The organism is Glutamicibacter uratoxydans, assembly GCF_050753455.1.
Classification (GTDB): domain Bacteria; phylum Actinomycetota; class Actinomycetes; order Actinomycetales; family Micrococcaceae; genus Glutamicibacter; species Glutamicibacter uratoxydans_A.
In genome coordinates this window covers 2,797,199-2,814,038 of sequence record NZ_CP192736.1, presented here as the reverse complement: position 1 = coordinate 2,814,038, position 16,840 = coordinate 2,797,199, and the positions used below count along the sequence as shown (strand labels likewise).

20 protein-coding genes and 2 tRNA genes are annotated in these 16,840 nt (G+C 57.4%); 10 read left to right on the top strand and 12 right to left on the bottom strand.

The features are described from left to right. Positions 1 to 30 precede the first annotated feature (30 nt). Positions 31 to 699: an alpha-ketoglutarate-dependent dioxygenase AlkB family protein gene (locus ACQQZ8_RS13000; protein WP_431710222.1), complete on the top strand. Its 669-nt coding sequence runs from the start codon at positions 31 to 33 to the stop codon at positions 697 to 699. On the opposite strand, the gene ACQQZ8_RS12995 is transcribed toward ACQQZ8_RS13000, so the two are convergent. Both ACQQZ8_RS12995 and ACQQZ8_RS12990 read right to left on the bottom strand, forming a co-directional pair. Then, entirely contained in the window at positions 696 to 1,604 is a 909-nt protein-coding gene (locus ACQQZ8_RS12995; RefSeq protein ID WP_431710221.1) for an endonuclease/exonuclease/phosphatase family protein, read from the bottom strand. The two genes, ACQQZ8_RS13000 and ACQQZ8_RS12995, sit on opposite strands and share 4 nt — an antisense overlap. A 340-nt stretch (positions 1,605 to 1,944) precedes the next feature. After that, positions 1,945 to 2,106: a hypothetical protein gene (locus ACQQZ8_RS12990; RefSeq protein WP_431710220.1), complete on the bottom strand. Its 162-nt coding sequence runs from the start codon at positions 2,104 to 2,106 to the stop codon at positions 1,945 to 1,947. A gap of 357 nt (positions 2,107 to 2,463) precedes the next feature. Here ACQQZ8_RS12990 and ACQQZ8_RS12985 point away from each other — a divergent pair, with 357 nt between their 5' ends. The 6 genes from ACQQZ8_RS12985 (at position 2,464) to ACQQZ8_RS12960 (ending at position 5,330) form a co-directional block, all read left to right on the top strand. Further along, the gene (locus ACQQZ8_RS12985; RefSeq protein WP_431710219.1) at positions 2,464 to 2,730 is read left to right on the top strand and encodes a Rho termination factor N-terminal domain-containing protein; all 267 of its coding nucleotides are present in this window, start codon (positions 2,464 to 2,466) and stop codon (positions 2,728 to 2,730) included. A gap of 33 nt (positions 2,731 to 2,763) precedes the next feature. Continuing rightward, positions 2,764 to 2,952, top strand: a complete 189-nt coding sequence (locus ACQQZ8_RS12980; protein WP_431710218.1) for a hypothetical protein — start codon at positions 2,764 to 2,766, stop codon at positions 2,950 to 2,952. 76 nt (positions 2,953 to 3,028) lie between these two features. Then, positions 3,029 to 3,286, top strand: a complete 258-nt coding sequence (locus tag ACQQZ8_RS12975) for a hypothetical protein (protein WP_431710217.1) — start codon at positions 3,029 to 3,031, stop codon at positions 3,284 to 3,286. A gap of 83 nt (positions 3,287 to 3,369) precedes the next feature. Further along, entirely contained in the window at positions 3,370 to 3,561 is a 192-nt protein-coding gene (locus ACQQZ8_RS12970) for a hypothetical protein (RefSeq protein WP_431710216.1), read from the top strand. Between the two features lie 45 nt (positions 3,562 to 3,606). After that, positions 3,607 to 3,894: a hypothetical protein gene (locus tag ACQQZ8_RS12965; RefSeq protein ID WP_431710215.1), complete on the top strand. Its 288-nt coding sequence runs from the start codon at positions 3,607 to 3,609 to the stop codon at positions 3,892 to 3,894. Positions 3,895 to 4,127: 233 nt separating this feature from the next. Continuing rightward, the gene (locus ACQQZ8_RS12960) at positions 4,128 to 5,330 is read left to right on the top strand and encodes an MFS transporter (protein WP_431710214.1); all 1,203 of its coding nucleotides are present in this window, start codon (positions 4,128 to 4,130) and stop codon (positions 5,328 to 5,330) included. Positions 5,331 to 5,390: 60 nt separating this feature from the next. Here the strand turns inward: ACQQZ8_RS12960 and ACQQZ8_RS12955 are convergent, their stop codons facing one another. After that, the gene (locus tag ACQQZ8_RS12955; RefSeq protein WP_431710213.1) at positions 5,391 to 5,822 is read right to left on the bottom strand and encodes a VOC family protein; all 432 of its coding nucleotides are present in this window, start codon (positions 5,820 to 5,822) and stop codon (positions 5,391 to 5,393) included. A gap of 189 nt (positions 5,823 to 6,011) precedes the next feature. Between ACQQZ8_RS12955 and ACQQZ8_RS12950 the strand changes: the two genes are divergently transcribed. The 3 genes from ACQQZ8_RS12950 to ACQQZ8_RS12940 all read left to right on the top strand — a co-directional run bounded on the left by ACQQZ8_RS12950 (position 6,012) and on the right by ACQQZ8_RS12940 (position 7,583). Beyond that, positions 6,012 to 6,084: transfer RNA gene (locus tag ACQQZ8_RS12950), tRNA-Ala, on the top strand. A gap of 230 nt (positions 6,085 to 6,314) precedes the next feature. Beyond that, a tRNA-Met gene (locus ACQQZ8_RS12945) sits at positions 6,315 to 6,388 on the top strand. Between the two features lie 304 nt (positions 6,389 to 6,692). Further along, entirely contained in the window at positions 6,693 to 7,583 is an 891-nt protein-coding gene (locus ACQQZ8_RS12940) for a P1 family peptidase (RefSeq protein WP_431710212.1), read from the top strand. A 55-nt stretch (positions 7,584 to 7,638) separates the two neighbouring features. Here the strand turns inward: ACQQZ8_RS12940 and ACQQZ8_RS12935 are convergent, their stop codons facing one another. The 9 genes from ACQQZ8_RS12935 to ACQQZ8_RS12895 all read right to left on the bottom strand — a co-directional run bounded on the left by ACQQZ8_RS12935 (position 7,639) and on the right by ACQQZ8_RS12895 (position 16,534). After that, entirely contained in the window at positions 7,639 to 7,902 is a 264-nt protein-coding gene (locus tag ACQQZ8_RS12935) for a hypothetical protein (protein ID WP_431710211.1), read from the bottom strand. Positions 7,903 to 7,907: 5 nt separating this feature from the next. Beyond that, positions 7,908 to 9,101 (bottom strand): S8 family serine peptidase, encoded by a 1,194-nt coding sequence (locus tag ACQQZ8_RS12930; protein ID WP_431710210.1) that lies wholly within the window; start codon positions 9,099 to 9,101, stop codon positions 7,908 to 7,910. A gap of 138 nt (positions 9,102 to 9,239) precedes the next feature. Beyond that, positions 9,240 to 10,133 carry an EamA family transporter gene (locus tag ACQQZ8_RS12925; RefSeq protein ID WP_431710209.1) on the bottom strand — a complete coding sequence of 298 codons (894 nt, stop codon included), beginning with the start codon at positions 10,131 to 10,133 and terminating at the stop codon, positions 9,240 to 9,242. Between the two features lie 365 nt (positions 10,134 to 10,498). Continuing rightward, entirely contained in the window at positions 10,499 to 10,849 is a 351-nt protein-coding gene (locus tag ACQQZ8_RS12920; protein ID WP_431710208.1) for a cupin domain-containing protein, read from the bottom strand. Positions 10,850 to 10,925: 76 nt separating this feature from the next. After that, the gene (locus ACQQZ8_RS12915; protein ID WP_431710207.1) at positions 10,926 to 11,729 is read right to left on the bottom strand and encodes an IclR family transcriptional regulator; all 804 of its coding nucleotides are present in this window, start codon (positions 11,727 to 11,729) and stop codon (positions 10,926 to 10,928) included. Positions 11,730 to 11,838: 109 nt separating this feature from the next. Further along, positions 11,839 to 13,095 (bottom strand): aminopeptidase P family protein, encoded by a 1,257-nt coding sequence (locus ACQQZ8_RS12910; protein WP_431710206.1) that lies wholly within the window; start codon positions 13,093 to 13,095, stop codon positions 11,839 to 11,841. 233 nt (positions 13,096 to 13,328) lie between these two features. After that, the gene (locus ACQQZ8_RS12905) at positions 13,329 to 15,071 is read right to left on the bottom strand and encodes a BCCT family transporter (RefSeq protein WP_431710205.1); all 1,743 of its coding nucleotides are present in this window, start codon (positions 15,069 to 15,071) and stop codon (positions 13,329 to 13,331) included. A gap of 1 nt (position 15,072) precedes the next feature. Continuing rightward, positions 15,073 to 15,867: a creatininase gene (locus ACQQZ8_RS12900; RefSeq protein WP_431710204.1), complete on the bottom strand. Its 795-nt coding sequence runs from the start codon at positions 15,865 to 15,867 to the stop codon at positions 15,073 to 15,075. Positions 15,868 to 16,072: 205 nt separating this feature from the next. Next, positions 16,073 to 16,534 carry a nucleoside deaminase gene (locus ACQQZ8_RS12895; RefSeq protein ID WP_431710203.1) on the bottom strand — a complete coding sequence of 154 codons (462 nt, stop codon included), beginning with the start codon at positions 16,532 to 16,534 and terminating at the stop codon, positions 16,073 to 16,075. Between the last annotated feature and the right edge of the window lie 306 nt (positions 16,535 to 16,840).

The following is a 16,840-nucleotide window of genomic DNA, read 5'->3' as shown; positions in this document are numbered from 1 at the left end:
CTCGCCGAGGCTCAAGGCACTCTGGAAACTATGGACGCACTCTTTGACGACAGCGTATTACCCCGCCAAGCAGTGAGCCCACGCCCCGGTGCGTACCACTTGCCTGGCTGGTTAAACCTTGAGGCTCAACGCTGGATCAGTCAGCGGTTTTTTGAATGGGGTCAGGGGCCAGTGCCGCCGCATTCCCCGATCGTCGCCGGACACCCCATGAGTGTGCAGACTATCTGCTTCGGCTGGCATTGGAGCCCAAACCGCTATTCACGCACCGCCGACGATGTCAACGGCTCCGTAGTCCCGCCGGTTCCGGACTGGCTGATCGAGTTGGGCCGACGCGCGGTACAACAAGCAACCGGAGATGCGAAGAAAGCTCGGGATTATGCCCCGGATGCCGCCATCGTGAATTATTACGCGGTGGATTCCAAGATGGGAATGCATCAGGACCGTGAAGAGATCGTCAACGCTCCGGTCGTCTCACTATCGATCGGAGACAGTGCCACCTTCCGATTGGGAAACAACGAACACCGCAATAAGCCTTATACGGACTTGTACCTGGCCTCGGGGGATTTGTTCGTTTTCGAAGGCCCGGCACGTTTCGCTTTCCACGCGGTGACCAAGATTCATCCGCACACCGCCCCCGCCGGGTGCGGAATAGCTGCCGGACGAATCAACATCACCCTGCGGCAAACCGGTTTGGGCTAGTCGGCGGTCTCTGCCAACTCGATCTCGGCCAGCAACGCATAATGATCCGATGCGCCGGCTTCCACCCGTTCCAGTGAGGCGTGAGCCAGACCCCGGGTGAGCACGTGGTCGATCCCTAGCATGGCGAAAGGGGTCCGCGGCCAAGTGAACGTGGGTCCCCACGACGATGAAGTCATGGCATTTAGCTGTGCGGAAATAGGCCGAAAATGGCGATCGGTTGCCGTGGCATTGAAATCTCCTGCGGCGATAATCCGTGGCGAAGGGTCCTGGGCAATATACTCGGCAAGATTCGCCAGCATCATGTCCCGGTCGGCATGCCCGGTCGGTCGTGCGGAGGCCGCATGAACCGTGTAGAAGCGCACTGTACCGGTTGACGTTTGGACATCGAGACGCAAAGCCCGGGACCAGTCCAGCCCTAAGTCCAAGGACTGCGCATTATCCAGAGGCAGAGCGCTCCATACCCCGACGGTGCCCACCGAATAAAAATGCGGGTGCGAATCGGCTAACGCTTGAGTAATGTACTCGTCCCGACCCGGTTGGACCTCTTGCAAGGAGATAATCTCCGCGCCCGAATCCGCCAGGGTTCGCGCGGTTTCGAGATCTTGCTTCCCACCAATATTTTGTGTGGCCACGGTCAAACCTTGCTGGGGCGCCAATTTAGGTGCTGGCAGCACCTGCGGACCAAAAATCAGTGCCCAAGCTAGGGTTGGCAAAAGTAACGTGAGATAGGTGCCGCGGCCGCCGGCCACTATGGCAAAGACCAGTAGCAGGGGAATAGCTAAACCGAGCCACGGCGCTAAGTTATCAACAAAGAGCCCCAATCCAAGAACGTCAGGGATCTGCTGGTGGAAGACCAGTATCAGGGTAAGCATAAGGCAGCCAAGGATGATGAGCATCCGTGCCATGATTCGAGAGGCCGTCAGGCGGCGAGTTATTGCTTTGGACATTTCAAATCAACAGTGCCACAAAAAGCTGAGGGAAACGTTGATTTGGGCTGCGAAGAAGGTGGGGTGGACTGCGAAGAGTGTTACCGCGGCTCCAACATCTGACCCAACGGCACGACGCCGGTCAGCTACGTGAGGATCCCGAATGCTGCGCGGTTTACCAGCCTTAGACTCGACAGCCAGCTTGGCGCACGGCAGTGAACATTATTGCTACCACTTGGGCAAATACATCTTCTGCACAGTGACAGGGCGGCGGTCGTAGTGTGTGCGACCGCCGCCCTGAACTGAGAAATGCCTTGAATCAGTGTGCAGATTCAGTGTTGGGATCCTTATCCGAGTCCTTGCCGGTACCTACCGGTTCGTTGTGCTCGGGTGCCGGGGTGGCTTTGGAACTACTGGACTCGTCAGGGGTACCCACTGGTTCGGTATGTCCCGGTTCGTTACTGGACTGATTTGTACTCATGAGATTCCTCCGATGACTCGGGTGAAGCAGATTCTAGGTATAGAAAAATCTGCAGGTCCACTGCCAGTTTGTCAGCCTGCGCTCATCATGCAACGCAGAGAAGGTAATTCCCTGCGAACGTTCAGATTTCGGCACCAACTACAGTAACAAAGCGAGAAAGTGTCACAGAACGTCGGTGCCAAAGGTCAATTGGAACGTGTGAGAACATCACGGCTTGGCGTTGGCTGGGATTTATCGCAAGCCATTGAATACTGCTTGGCACCGGCACAAGATGGGGTGAGTACGGTGACTGGATAGGGAAAGCGAATTTTTCTCGTTGACGAATGAAACGAACATCGAATTAGCTCTGGAGGGAAAATGGCCAAAAGAAACAACGATCGGATCAAAGACCCAGAACTCTATGAGGAATTACGTGAGGAGGGAAACTCTAAGCAAAAATCCGCACGTATAGCGAACGCGGCGGCGCGAGACGGTCGTTCAGCGGTGGGGGAGCGTGGAGGTGAAGCGGGACGCTATGAAGATTGGACCGTGGACGAACTTCGTAAACGTGCCGCCGAAATCGGAATCGACGGCCGATCAACCATGCGTAAAGATGAACTGATCCAAGCGTTACGCGATTCCTAGAACCCGGCGAGAAAACCTTGAAAGGTGAGAAATATGAGTGACCGTAAGCCCCACAAGGAAGACCGTGCACCCGACGGCGAGACAGGACGAGAGGCCACCACGGCAGCCTCGGACCCAGATGAACAATTCGCGCAACCCCGCACCGATCCCGACCAAATTGACTCAAACCCCAGCCGGCTGGGGGAAACCGACGAAGACGAAGAGCGCTTCGATGCGGGCTAACTAGTGTCCGGTTCCCGCGCGCTGGCCAACACGACCAATTGACAGGCGACAAACCACTGAAATCGGAGAGTAAGCCATGAGTGCAGACCACGTAAACCGACAACCTAAGAAGTCCCGGCCCGGCGTCGGCCTGATGATCGCCGGAGCCATCATTGCATTGGGATTCGCGGCCTTTCTCCTTTTTACGAGCGACGGCGGTTTCATCTCTGCGAACCCCCTATGGATTGCGGTGATCTGGGGTGTGCTCATGGTGGTTTATGGGGCCTACCGGGCGATCCGAGGTAAGAGTCGGCTAGATCATCCGCGCGGCGGCACCGACGCAGACGGACACTGAACCCACCCATCTGTGCCAGATCGAATCCGGCAAACCATCCCAGCTAGCTCTGGGTAAGTGGCCACTACTGAAGGAGTAGCACCGTGAGCTTTAAAGACAAGGCTAAGGAAGTCCTCGACAGCGTCGTTGAGAAGGTCAAAGACCCCGATGGGTCATTGGTGGAACGAACTTGGCCAGCGGGTGAAGCCCCGGTTCCGGAGACTACGGAGAACGAGGCCATCGGCGCTGACCCCGACCTCGACGCTTCTCCTGAGGACCAATACGACAAGGAGTAATTCGCGCCGAACGATGCAGTGAGCGCCACAAAAGGGAGATGTGACATGACCTTTGAAAACTCAGAATCCGATCACCTCCGTATCGAACGAGATGCCGGTGAACCCTTGACCAAGCGCGGAGGCCAACCCGCAGTAACCGGTTCATCCGATGAGCGAGCCGCTCTGGACACCGAGCAGCACCTGCATACCCCCGAAGGACTCATGGCAGCGGCGGAAGAATACCCCGAGACAGTGCACAACGCACCGGAGATCGATGCCGAGCGACCGGTCTACGAAGATCAGCCCGAGGAGCTTGCGCCACCTTCTACCGACGCCGAAAGGCAAGCGCGATGACCCGGGTCTAAATTATTTCCACCACCCAACACCCCCTGGACCAGCCTTAACCGGCTGGTCCAGGGGGTGACTGCTGTGTGATTTCAGAGAGCAAAGCGGGTCTGAGCATCCAGATTTTACACACGGCAGGCCGTGATGAAATAGCGTTTGTTCTGCGTTGATCAACTACGATCGAAGCCGAGCGCCAATGATGCCGCGTGGCAGAAGTCGTCGCAAACGAAAATGAGGAATTTATGAAACACCCACAACCCGGAAACTTCCTGGAAGGGTGGGCATTACTCGGCGCAGTGGTGGCGCTGGCGATGGGTGGCTTCGGAATTGGAGTCACAGAATTCGCGATTATGGGGTTATTGCAAGAAGGCGGCGAAGACTTGGGCGTCTCTAACGCTCAGATGGGTTTGATGATCAGCGCCTACGCCGTGGGCGTCGTGGTCGGTGCGCCGATCTTGACCGCCGCAGCCGCGAAAATCCCGCGGAAACGTGCCGTGCAATACCTCATCATTTTCTTTGCGCTGGCGAACTTTTCCTCGGCTCTGGCCCCGGATTACGGGTCCATGCTTATCACTCGATTCCTTTCGGGCCTACCTCACGGGGCATACTTTGGGCTTGCCGGTGTGCTGGCAGGATCCTTAGTTCCCGCATCGATGCGTGGTCGGGCAATCGCTTGGGTGATGCTGGGTCTTTCGGTGGCCAACGTAGCCGGTGTTCCGCTCGTGACGCGGCTTGGACAAGAAACTGGCTGGCGTTCGATGTTCATTGTGGTGGCAGTTATCGGGGTGCTCACCCTGCTCGCGATCAGCTTCTTCGTTCCGTGGCGGGGTGTAGCCCCCGGAGCCAGCGTCCGTAAGGAACTGACCGCTCTGAAAAGCCTACAAGTCTGGTTGGCCATGGCCACCGGGATCGTCGGCTTTGGCGGATTCTTCGCCGTATATTCCTACATCAGCCCCACCCTCACCGACGTCACCGGCATGGACATTAAACTGGTCCCGGTCGCCTTGGCGCTCTACGGGCTGGGGATGGTGGTCGGCTCCTTAATCGGCGGGAGGCTGGCAGACTGGTCGGTCTTCGGTGCGATCAAATTAGCTTCAGTAATCATGATTGTGGTCATGGTGGTCTTTGGGCTGGTCACCAGCTGGTTGATCCCCACCTTCATTCTGGTGTTCATCATGGGTGCTTCGGGATCTTTGCTTATCCCAAGTTTGCAGACCCTGCTGATGGACTCGGCCCCGCAAGCGCAGTCCCTCGCGGCATCGCTGAACCATTCGGCGCTGAATGTTGCCAACGCGCTGGGCGCAGCCTTGGGTGCAGCGGTCATTACCGCCGGGCTGGGGTACCGCGCCCCGGCCTTCCTTGGGGCAATCCTGGCTGCATTGGGTCTGATCCTCGCGCTGGTCACCGAATACCGTTCACGAAAGATCGGACTGAAAATCGGCTGAATGAGGCCTAGACGGAGGGCACCGGGTGAGAGTGCTTTCACCCGGTGCCCTAGTTCATGCCTAAGGCATCTGGGCTTCTCCGATGTCGAACATCCAGGTCACCCCGAAACGGTCGGTGAGTTGCCCGAAATAGTCGCCCCACGGCGCCTTTTCCAAGGGGATATCGACTCGGGCGTTCGTGCTGAGCTTGTCCCACCACCCGCGTAGGGTGTTGATTTCCTCGGCTTCGCCGGCACCATCACCACTGATGGCAATCGTTCCATTGCCAGTGACATTCATTTCCGGTGGGGTGTCGGCAGCCATCAGGTGAAGTCCGCGCTCCAAGTAGAGGGAGGAGTGCATGATCAGATCCGCGGTGGCCGGATTTCCGTCATTCATTCCTTCCTGATAAGTCATCACGGAGAGTTCGCCGCCAAAAACCGAGTGGTAGAACTCCATGGCTTCGCGGGCCACACCGCCAAATTGTAGATAGGGGGTCATTGCAGTGGTCATGGGATGAACCTTTCGCAAGATGAGCTGGCTTTACCGCCAACGTGGCATATTCTTCCACTGTGTTTCATAGAAGGGAAGAGTCGATGTGACGAGCCTCTCCGCGGGCGATTTGGTGATTCGCGAATTTCTCCGGTAGAGTTTTATCTCGGTTCGAAGGGAAGAAATTCCCCGGTAACCGCACCTTCATCTGGGGGTATGGCGCAGTTGGTAGCGCGTCTGCATGGCATGCAGAAGGTCAGGGGTTCGAATCCCCTTACCTCCACAGATCACAAAGTCTCAGCGTTCATGACGAATGCTGAGACTTTTTTTGTTTCAGGTCTTAACTCCTGAGCGTCGTGGGCGGCGCCGTTGAACTGTGCTCGCCTGCAACGATGTGGACGGATGGTTGAGCGAATCGATCCCGTAATTGCCCGGAAAAGAGGCGCGGTGATTCACTTCACGCTCTCTCGATTAGCCAAGAGCATGACTGGTCAGTAATACTTGAATTACCGACGCGGGGTGGAGCAGTTCGGTAGCTCGCCGGGCTCATAACCCGGAGGTCAGAGGTTCAAATCCTCTCCCCGCCACGAATGTGAAGAGTCGAGACAAGCTTGACAAAGTTTCACAAGAATTCCCCTGGCCAGTGACCGGGGGGAATTTTCTTTATCGCTTTTCGGAGCTATTCACTGCTGACAGCATCGTGCCGTGGCCAAGGGACTGAAGCCGCTGCGCTGAATGGCCGGGACGAGCCACCTGTACAGAGCAGGCATGAAGATCATCGAAAAACCGCTCAATATTGTTGTGCCCGGAAACCTCGGCGGCGACTAGACTTCCCAAGATTTCTGCCACAGGATGGAACGGGCTAGTCGATTCCATTCAGGAGCGTGTTTCATGAGCAGCGGAAGTTACACTAAGACGCTTTCACTTCCCGGTGTTTCCATTGGTCACTGGACCGACCCGGTCGCGGTCACCGGGTGCACCGTAGTGATGTTCCCGGAAAACACCGTAGCATCCTATGAAGTACGCGGGGGATCGCCAGCTGCCCGGGAACTCGATGTGCTGGACCCACAAAAATCGGTGGGTACGGTAGACGCGGTTATGCTGACGGGAGGCTCAGCTTTCGGGCTTGCCGCCGCCGACGGCGTCATGCGCTTTTTGGAGGAACAAGGGCGCGGTGTCCAGACGCCGGTAGCGCGGGTGCCAATTGTGCCGACCCTCGGATTATTCGATTTGGGCATCGGAGACGCCACGGTGCGTCCCACCGCAGCAAGCGGGTACTCCGCGGCCGAGCAGGCCCATCCCGATACGGTGGTAACCGGACCGGTTGGTGCCGGGACCGGAGCTTGTTCAAGCCAGTGGCGGGGCCCCGAAGCGCGTTATCGGGCGGGGCTGGTCTACGCTGAACGCCACTACGGAGCGCTGGTGGTGGGCGCACTTGTTGCGGTCAATGCCTTTGGGGACATCCTGGTTCCAGGTCACAATCCAGGACTTGAAGTGGCCGAATTTTTTGAGGCCGAGGGCAACGCACCCCAACCGCGGAACAATACCACCATTGGCGTGGTGATGACCAATGCGAAACTCGACAAGGTGGCATGCCGCATCGTCGCGGAAGGTGCACACGACGGATTAGCGCGGGCGGTTCATCCACCCCACAGCAGATTCGATGGCGATGCCTTCATCGCAGCCGCGACCGGCCAGGTGGCGGCCGCCGTCGATACGGTGCGTTTCTTAGCTAGCTTGGCGGTGGCTGACGCAATTGAATCGGCACTGGTTGCGCCCTAGTTGCGGTGAGTCCAGATAGAACCCACCGCAACTAGATGGAACCGATTCCCAGTGGCTATTGAATCTCGGCATCTGGGGGAGCGATCCGCACCACGCGTTGTGCACTGACCGATTCCACTTGTTCGACCTTGCGCAACCCCTCGACAGCATCGGGACTAGCGTGGCCGGTGACTTGACCCAGGGTTTTGAGCACGTTGTCGATCACCATCCCGGCGGCCTGCAACTTCTGGGTGACATCATCGATCTGTGCCAGTTGGTCCGAGCGCACGGTGACGATGACCGTTTGCTCCATCTTGGCGTTGCCGTCCTTGTGACTCATAACCCCTACGATTCCGCCGGAGGTGGTGCTTGGGTCAAGCCCGCACCGACATCCACAGAAAACTGCAGCAAACGCTGACCTTCCTGGGCCAACTCCGCCCACAATTCACGGCCACGATATCCGGTAGCTTCGGCAAGCAGTGCTGCTACACCGGCTACGTGTGGGGTGGCCATAGAGGTACCACTGATTGTGTTGTAGCGATCTTCTCCGGGCCAAGATGAGAATACTCGGACCCCCGGCCCGGAGATATCGACCGCACCACCACGCCCAGGCAAGGTACGCGCTGAGAATTCGGCCACCTTCAAGCTCTCATCCAAAGCTCCGACCGACATGATGTAAGGGCTATTGGCGGGAGCTCCGACGAACCCATCGTTTCCTTGGGAACGGCGGGCATTGTTTCCCGCCGCAGCAATAATGATGGTTCCTAAATCCAAACAACGGCGACCTGCCGCCACATACGGAGGATGCACCTCCTTAACGTCTGCGCCCAAGGACATGGAAATGATGTGGCAATCATTCTCTAGAGCCCACTCAATGCCCGAAAGGATCCCGGCATCCGAACCAGAGCCCGCGTTGGACAGCACCTTACCCGAGTAAATGCTGGCGCCCGGAGCCACACCGTATCCGCGTTGGTCAGGAACGCCGCGTGGACCGCAGGACGTGCCTATGCAGTGGGTGCCGTGACCATGGCCATCGAAGGCATCTTCTCCAGCGATGAAGGATTTGGTGCTGACATCACGTCCAACAAAATCTGGATGCTCCGTATCGAACCCGGTATCCAACACCGCCACCCGGATCCCGGCTCCGGTGTAGCCGGACTCGGCGGCCCGCACAGCCTGCAATCCCCAGGTGAGTTCGTCGGTGTCGGCGAAGGCTGGGGCCGCCGCATCGGCTTGCTCGGTTTGGATCCGATAGATCCGTTCCGGAACAACATTCAGTGGTAGCTTTCGATTCGCGCAGCCGGAACGCAGCTCATCGATTTGAGCTGATTCACTGTCCACCACTGCGATCCCCAAACGCGGGAAATAGAGCTCGGGAGAATGCCCGCTGGCTTCCAACGCGGCAGGTGCTTCATCCCGCAATTGAGACAGACTCATCTGTGGGCCAACGCGGGTGGTGTCATCGAAGACCACCACGTATCGTCCCGGAATAGGTTCCGAAGCGATACTCATAGACAGCGGTTCATCTGGTGTGAACATGGCAGGTTCCTTTGCGCGGGTGCGTTGCCGTGACGAACTGGCTCATGACGACAACTTTGTCGGTCGGCTGGCTGCGAGTATCTGAACTGTACCGCGGGTGGCCAGCACTTGAAAGAGCGAATGTCAGCTCGTTGGGGTTCACGCTGGGGTTTTCTTGTTCGATGCTCGCAAGCTCAACAGCGCCTCAGCCGCCAAAACTAGTAACGCGACCGCCAAAAGGGCATACACCCACACGTCCATGGACTCCAGACGCTCCCCTAAGACCATAGCGATGAGCACCAACAGGAGCGGCTCAACATAGGAGAGCATGCCGAATAACGGGAGTGAGAGCCAACGTGAGGCACTGAGGTAGGCGATCATGGCTAGTGCACCACCGGCCGCGATGCTCCACACCAAGAGTTGTTGGGCAACGTCGCTGGGGGTGGGGGACAGCACGAGCAAGCGGATCGCTAACGGAGTCAGTATGGCAAGTTCCACCCCGAAACCCGCGGGATGATCTAGACCAGTGTGGCGCCGCAGCATGAAATAGATTGGATAAATGACCGCGATAAACCCGGTGACCCAAGAGAAAGTTGGAGTGAAGGCCAACTTCATCAAGACCGCCATGGCCGCTAAGAGGACACTGATCCACTGAAGCCGCGAGATATGGGCTTTGAAGATGAATCTGCCACCGAGCACCAAAGTGATTGGCAAGAGCAAGAACCCGAGAGAAGCATTCAACGCCTGCCCATTGGCTGGCGCCCAGATGAAAAGCCACAATTGAATGCCGACCATCAGCGCCAATAACACCAAAAGTAAACCGCCCAAGCGCGTCCGGCGGAGAATTTTCCAGTACTCCTGGAGTGCTTTGCGTCCCCCTGGGAAGGCCAGTACGACGAGATAACAGGCCAAAGTCAGTGCCACCCGCCAAGCAAAAATGTACTCGGCTGCGACTACGACCCACCCCGAGAGGAGGAAAATCAACCCAAAAAATGCCGAGGCAGCCAGCGAGGCACTGACCCCGCGCAGAGTGCCGGACAACTTTGCTGACAATAGAAACCTCCCAAGACGCCTTGACCGAGTCCGCGGTTCTGTAACCCAGCCTTGCCTATGTGACAAGGCAAAACAACTTGCTTGAGGCATTTGCCGGGGGAGTGCAGCAGATGACATGGCATGTGTCGCTTATTCACCGAGGCCAGCACGCCTCCAAAAACTAGCGTGGATTTAGGCGCTCAATGCTGCATGCTGATCATTGACCGGATCAGTTTCCGTGCACCCTAGAGTCAATCGGCCACCTCAGCAAAAATGGGTGGATACCGACGGTGTAGGGAGCAGCTGATTGTGGAGTGCAAGCAGTACCTGCCTCAGGCGCCTGAAAATTCACCTAGCTACCGCTCTGTGCTGGTGATGAACAAAATTTATCGCGCAGTCTGACGTTGCTGCTCAGCTAAACGATGGGAACCAAAATTCGACATGTCGAAGCTGCCGGGTGGTCCCCAAACGGTCAGCACCCGTAGCTCACCTTCGCCGGTGTTGTGCAGATCGTGATCTACGTCGGACGGGGCCAGCACGCTGTCCCCAGGTCCCAACTCATAGACCATGTCGCCCACCCGCATTCGCGCCTGACCTTCAAGTACTTGATAGAACTCGGTCAGTGGTTCTGCACCATCGTGACGGTGAGGTCCTTCGAAACCGCCCGGCGGGATCACCCAAGTTTGGATCGCTACCGGTAGTTGGGTCTGCCCACCAAAATGATGACTGACGCGCATTGGACTACCCTCGTGCATGCGGTAGTCGAAGGAAAATTCGTCTCTAGCCTCGAACATTCTGGGACGCTCTCACTTTTCAGGCTTGTTCGGTATCCGGGCTGTAGCCCATACGTGCACTGACCCTGCGGGCGGTGCGTACACAGTGCTGGATGAGAGTTTCCAATACCTCTGCAGAGATGCGGTAGTAGGGGGCCGCGAGCATGACACAGGCGACGATGTCGCCGCGGTGGTCATAAACCGGGGCGGCAACCCCCACTTCGTCTTGTGAGGTCTGCCCATAGTTCACCGCATAGCCGCGTAATCGGGCATCGGCTAGCCGTTCGAGGTACTCCTCAACCGGCACCGTGCCCTCGAGTTCGATCCGTGAGCTATCGAGCAACTGACGGGTAACCTCAAGTGGTTCATGCGCGAGAAACAGCTGAATCGTGGCACTCATTCCGGTGCGGTAGCGGCTACCCATTGCCGAAGTGTGCTTGACCGGATGCGAGGAAGGGATCTGCTCCACCGAAACCGATTCTGCACCGTCCCAGATGTTCAGTACCGCGGTTTCCCCGGTGGCCTTCGCTAGCTCGTTGAGTAGCGGGTAAGCGATGCGCCGGACGTGAAGATTGGCCAGTAGCGGGCCAGCAATGGCGATCAGACCGGTGCCTAAGCGAAACTTTCGAGTCTGCTCATCGCGTTCCACCACGCGTTCGGCTTCCAGCGTCGACAAGATCCGGGAGATGCTGGACTTGTGCAAGCCCACTTGGTCGGCAATCTCAGTCACTCCGGCGGTGGGGTTTTCCACGGTGAAACAACGCAACACATCAATCACATTGACGATCACCGAATTTCCGCTGCTACGCGTTGTGGTCTGATTTTGCTCATTGGTGGTAATCATCGCGGGTTCCTCGCCTCAACATCGGTTGAAAACCAATCCTAATGGGTTTAATGGCCAGTGCCGGGGTAAGCACGCTGTTGCCTGCTCACCCCGGCTGTCTGGGCACGGATTAGGCGTCGATGATGTTGTGTTCCGGCCCGAATCCGAATTTGGTGATGTTCTCAACGGACCCGTCGTGGTTGATCACCAAGATGTCATGCTCGCGGTAGCCGCCGGCACCTGGCTCGCCGTCCATCACGGTAATCATTGGCTCCATCGAAACCACCATGCCTGGCTCCAACACGGTATCGATATCCTCGCGCAGCTCCAGACCAGCCTCGCGACCGTAGTAGTGCGAGAGGACACCGAAGGAGTGACCGTAACCGAAGGTGCGGTTCGGCAGCAGGTTGTGCGAGATGAAGATTTCGTTCAGCTCCGCGGCGATGTCCTTGCAGACCGCGCCGGGCTTGATCAGTTCCAATCCACGCTTGTGCACTTCAACGTTGACGTTCCACAGCTCCAGGCTGCGCGCGTCCGGCTCGCCCAAGAACAGGGTACGCTCCAGCGCGGTGTAGTAGCCCGAGGTCATCGGGAAGCAGTTCAGGCTCAGGATGTCGCCGCGTTCCAGCTTGCGGGTGGTGGCCCAGTTGTGGGCGCCGTCGGTGTTGATACCGGACTGGAACCACACCCAGGTGTCGCGCACTTCGCGGTGTGGGAAGGTCTTGGCGATCTCATGGGTCATGGCTTCGGTGCCGATCAAAGCAACTTCGTATTCGCTGATACCTTCGCGGATGGCTGCCTTGATGGCTTCGCCGCCGATGTCACCGATGCGTGCACCGTGCTTGATGACCTCGATTTCCTCGGCCGACTTGATCATGCGCTGACGCATGGCATCCTGCGAAATATCTACCAGGGCGGCACCGTCGAAGGCCGCGGCAATCTTCTCGCGGGTCAAGCCCGGCAGGAAGTCGTCTTCCACACCAATGCGGGTGGCCTTCACACCATCACGGCGTAGCGCCTCCTGCAGACCGTAGTAGAAGTTATCACGACGCCAATCGGTGTACACGATGTTGTCGCCGTAGCTGGTGCGCCATGGCATGCCGGCATCGATGTTGGCGGTGATGGTGGTGGTGTTCTTCGCGGTTACCACCAGTGCGTAGTTACGGCCGAAGGTGGTGTACAGGAAGTCCGAGTAGTACTTGATGCCGTGGTAGCTGGTGAGGATGGTGGCATCCAGGTTCTTTGCGGCCATGATCTGACGCAGGCCGGCCAGACGACGCTCAAATTCGGCGTCCGAGAAGGTTAGCTGCTGCTTAACCCCGTTGTGCAGAGTCTTCAAACGCTCCAGTTCGGAAACGCTGGTGGCGGTGTGTGCTGAGGTGGTCATGGTGACTCCTTCGAGAAGTAATAAGTACTGGGTAATTGAAAGCCTTGGCCGGGTGTTGCGTTCAGCGCAACCCCGTTGCATTTAGAGTATTTGTGGTTCAGCTCACTGTCAAGCAAATTCTTTGAGATCAAGTCATTTCTTGGAAATATTCGAGCTGACTAGGGAAAAAGAGAACTTGAAAGGCGAGAGGGCCGGGATCGAGGTGGTCGATCCCGGCCCGTAAAACGGTGGTGTTAGGTATTGGACGCCGGTGGTTCTTCCTTGGAGGCGATGGCATCGCTGCCGTCGGGCTCCGCTACGAACATAAAGTTCGGATCAGGGTTATTAATGTCCTTTTCCAGCTGCCTGATTGCCTTGTCACGCTTAATCAGCCGCCGAATCAGATTCACGATCATCAAGATGATCACGAAGGAGAACGGGAAAGCGCCAATAATCGTTCCGGTTTGCACCGTATCGACCACCGCGGTTCCACCCAGGGTCAGCAGCACGGTGGCAACCGTGGCGATACTGAGCACCAGCACCACACGGAAAACCGGGCCGGACTTATTCGGAGCCGAAACGAACTCACTCAAGGCGTAGATTCCCGAGTCCAACGAGGTGACGTAATAGGTCGCCACCAAGATCGTGGCTACCACCAGCAACACCGTGCCGACGATCGGGATGTAGTCGAGCATCGCGAAAAGGCCGGCCGAGGTATCCGCAGTCACCGCATCGCTAATCGCGCGATCGTTCATATCGTCGTAGTAGATGGCGGCCGAACCGATGATGCCCACCCAAATCATGACGATCAGGGTCGGGATTACGGTAACGCCCAGAACGAATTCGCGGATTGTGCGACCACGCGAGATGCGAGCGATAAAACCGGCCACGAAGGGTGAAAACGCAATGACCCAGCACCAGATGAAGACCGTCCACCAGCCATTCCAGCTATCCTGCCAGCTGTCCAGGGGGCCGGTGGTAAGCGGTGCGTCTGTCCACAGGCTCATGTTGACGAAGTTTGCCATGAAGCTGCCGAAGGTCTGCGACAGGTTAGAGATGATGTACAGGGTGGGGCCGAAAATCAGTGCTGCGCCTACTAAGACGATACTGAGGATCGAGTTAAGGCTACTGAGCCGAGCCATGCCCTTGTTGATGCCGACGATCGCCGAAATACAAGTCACGCCAGCAAAGATCGCGATCACCATCAGCCACATAGTGGAGTTCGATTCCAGTCCCAGAAATGAATTGATTCCGGAGCTAAATTGCAGGGCCGCAAACCCGAAGGAAGTGGCTAAACCCAGTACGGTGGCAATAATGGCTAGCAGTTCGACGATGACTCCCGCACCTCGCTGCGACCAGCGCGGGAGAATATCCACGGTGGCTTCGCGGAAGGTCAGCGTCTTGCCTAGGTTGTGGTGCGAGTAGGCCAAGCATACGGCGACCACGCAATACATAGCCCAGGCGGTCAGGCCCCAATGGAAATAGGTCCATACGATGCCGCCCTCGGCGGAACCGGTCGGGCCAGGAGGAATCACCGGGTTCTCATCGCGCAGCATAATCGGCTCGGCCACCGACCAGAAGATCAGGCCGATACCCTGACCGCAAGCGAAGAGCATGGAGTACCAGGCAAATTTGCTGTGTTCAGGTTGGGCCTTGGGGCCGCCGAGCCGGATCCGACCGACCTTACTCATGGCAAGCCAGATACACACCACCACGGCAAAGACCGAATAGAGAACGAATAACCAGGTGAAGTTACCCGTGACGTAGGTGCGCATGGTGGAGATCACCGCCGAAGCGCCCTCCGGATTGGTCAGCACCCAGATGATTACCGAGATAATCAGCACTGGCGGGATGGTGCGGATCAGCAGCCGATCAATCGGTGGGATGATCCGCCCCATGAAACGCGGAAGTTCGACCTGTGTCGCCTCTTTCGTAGAAGCGGCCGACTGTTTCTGGCTCTGTCCATCGGTGGCGCGCTGGGCTTCGTTGATCGACATGCTAGTTCACTTCCGAGGGGTTCGTCTGTAGGGTGAATTCGCTTCGTAGCGAGTCGGCCACCGCATCGGTGACGGCATCCAAAAGCAGTTGTCCACTCTGCGCGCTGGCACCCTTGGCACTGGAGAGGCAGCCGCTACTTGGGGTTCGTGCCGGGTCTTCCGGGAAGATGTCATAGGGGGTAAGGGTGGCCGGTGGGTGGTCGATCACCCGGGACATGTCCACCTTTTCGGGATGTAGCAGGAGCATGAGCGAAGTTTCCAGCACCCCGCCGTGTTCAATGTCCCAGCCCAAGAAGCCGTCCGGAAAGACTTTCTTCAGCGTGGTCTCGTCGACGAAATCCCAATAGGAGAGCAGTGCTGCGCGTGCCGACAGGCCCGCCAGGCGGCTGTGGCTAACCGCGTTATCCAAACCTTCGTAGAGGAATTGGTAATTCTCAAAGTGACCATTGAGAACGACGATATTATCGAACCCCTGAGTAATAAAGGATCCCACCACGTCTTCGGTCATACTAATGAGTGCGGTTGCGCCGAGGCTGGTGGTGCCTACGCGATGGTTGCCCCCGCCGGAACGCGGCTGGGACTTGTAGCCATAACTGAAGACGGGGGCGACCAGCGCACCGATCTTCTCGGCGACCATTCCCGAGATAGCCTTCGAGAGCATGGCGTCCACACCTAGCGGCATGTGCGGCCCGTGCTGTTCGGTGGCACCGGTGGGGATGATGAGAGTTGAACCGGGTTGACTGACTTTCTGCTGATAGGTTTCGGCATCCAGTTCTTCGAGGAAAACCGTGGGCATCGTTGCCTCCTGCGGAATGAAAATGAGGAATTTCGGAAAGCGAATTAATCTGATCCAAGGCCTTCAAGGTTGCAATGATCGCAACTCTGTTGCGTTGAATCATTCCAGTGGTGCGTGTCACAGTCAAGCTATTTCGTTGGATTACTGCTCCAACCGCGCCTGCATTTGCCTAGGTTTTCTCGATTCAGTTGTGAACTTCATCCGGTTAGTCGCCAGGCTCGGAGATATCCTCGTTCCACAAGGTTGGCTGCTCGGCGATAAACTTTTTCATCAGATCGCGCGCTTGGGGATCGTCCAAAATCAGCACTTCTACCCCGCGTTCAGTCAACCACTGCAATTCTCCGGCAAAATTTTCCGCCTCGCCGATGACCACCCGAGGGATTTTGAACTGCACAATCGCGCCCGAGCACAGTGCGCAGGGTGCCAGTGTCGTGTACAGCGTGGTTTCCGTATAGCTGGCGCGACGGCCCGCCGCGCGCAAGGCTTCGATTTCGGCATGGGCCGTGGGGTCCGAGTTCTGGACTCGGCGGTTGTGACCGCTGGCAATGACTCCATTGGTATCAGCCAGCGCAGAGCCAATAGGCACCCCTCCTAGCTGGCCTCCGGCGATCGCCGCCTGTAGTGCGGCCTGGTAACCCTCGTGATCCTGCTGTTGTGGCTGCTTCATGTTCTCTCCTGATGCTATTCAAAGGTGGGTCGTGTGAGCTTTGTGTGTGAGCTTTGTGTGTGAGCCGGGTAGGGATGCCGGCCAAGACTAATCCTTACCCACTATTGGCGAACCGACTACCGGTCAACGGGTGCGCTAGGTGGCGATGCATGTTTTTTGAGGGGGGTTTTGCAGCATAAGCGCGGATCGAGGGGAATGTTGGTAGCCAAGGTCAAAAGCCGTAATCTAGGTTCCTTGAAGCTCCGGGGTCCTAGGCGCTGATCATCCGTTGCCCCATGGAAAAGCGGTTGTTCTAGCGGCCACTCG

What these genes read in the sequence shown, in the direction of transcription:
- ACQQZ8_RS13000 (WP_431710222.1), top strand. Translation starts at nt 31, where the DNA reads ATGGACGCACTCTTTGACGACAGCGTATTACCCCGCCAAGCAGTGAGC.
- ACQQZ8_RS12995 (WP_431710221.1), bottom strand. Translation starts at nt 1,604, where the DNA reads ATGGCACGGATGCTCATCATCCTTGGCTGCCTTATGCTTACCCTGATA.
- ACQQZ8_RS12990 (WP_431710220.1), bottom strand. Translation starts at nt 2,106, where the DNA reads ATGAGTACAAATCAGTCCAGTAACGAACCGGGACATACCGAACCAGTG.
- ACQQZ8_RS12985 (WP_431710219.1), top strand. Translation starts at nt 2,464, where the DNA reads ATGGCCAAAAGAAACAACGATCGGATCAAAGACCCAGAACTCTATGAG.
- ACQQZ8_RS12980 (WP_431710218.1), top strand. Translation starts at nt 2,764, where the DNA reads ATGAGTGACCGTAAGCCCCACAAGGAAGACCGTGCACCCGACGGCGAG.
- ACQQZ8_RS12975 (WP_431710217.1), top strand. Translation starts at nt 3,029, where the DNA reads ATGAGTGCAGACCACGTAAACCGACAACCTAAGAAGTCCCGGCCCGGC.
- ACQQZ8_RS12965 (WP_431710215.1), top strand. Translation starts at nt 3,607, where the DNA reads ATGACCTTTGAAAACTCAGAATCCGATCACCTCCGTATCGAACGAGAT.
- ACQQZ8_RS12960 (WP_431710214.1), top strand. Translation starts at nt 4,128, where the DNA reads ATGAAACACCCACAACCCGGAAACTTCCTGGAAGGGTGGGCATTACTC.
- ACQQZ8_RS12955 (WP_431710213.1), bottom strand. Translation starts at nt 5,822, where the DNA reads ATGACCACTGCAATGACCCCCTATCTACAATTTGGCGGTGTGGCCCGC.
- ACQQZ8_RS12940 (WP_431710212.1), top strand. Translation starts at nt 6,693, where the DNA reads ATGAGCAGCGGAAGTTACACTAAGACGCTTTCACTTCCCGGTGTTTCC.
- ACQQZ8_RS12935 (WP_431710211.1), bottom strand. Translation starts at nt 7,902, where the DNA reads ATGAGTCACAAGGACGGCAACGCCAAGATGGAGCAAACGGTCATCGTC.
- ACQQZ8_RS12930 (WP_431710210.1), bottom strand. Translation starts at nt 9,101, where the DNA reads ATGTTCACACCAGATGAACCGCTGTCTATGAGTATCGCTTCGGAACCT.
- ACQQZ8_RS12920 (WP_431710208.1), bottom strand. Translation starts at nt 10,849, where the DNA reads ATGCGCGTCAGTCATCATTTTGGTGGGCAGACCCAACTACCGGTAGCG.
- ACQQZ8_RS12915 (WP_431710207.1), bottom strand. Translation starts at nt 11,729, where the DNA reads ATGATTACCACCAATGAGCAAAATCAGACCACAACGCGTAGCAGCGGA.
- ACQQZ8_RS12910 (WP_431710206.1), bottom strand. Translation starts at nt 13,095, where the DNA reads ATGACCACCTCAGCACACACCGCCACCAGCGTTTCCGAACTGGAGCGT.
- ACQQZ8_RS12905 (WP_431710205.1), bottom strand. Translation starts at nt 15,071, where the DNA reads ATGTCGATCAACGAAGCCCAGCGCGCCACCGATGGACAGAGCCAGAAA.
- ACQQZ8_RS12900 (WP_431710204.1), bottom strand. Translation starts at nt 15,867, where the DNA reads ATGCCCACGGTTTTCCTCGAAGAACTGGATGCCGAAACCTATCAGCAG.
- ACQQZ8_RS12895 (WP_431710203.1), bottom strand. Translation starts at nt 16,534, where the DNA reads ATGAAGCAGCCACAACAGCAGGATCACGAGGGTTACCAGGCCGCACTA.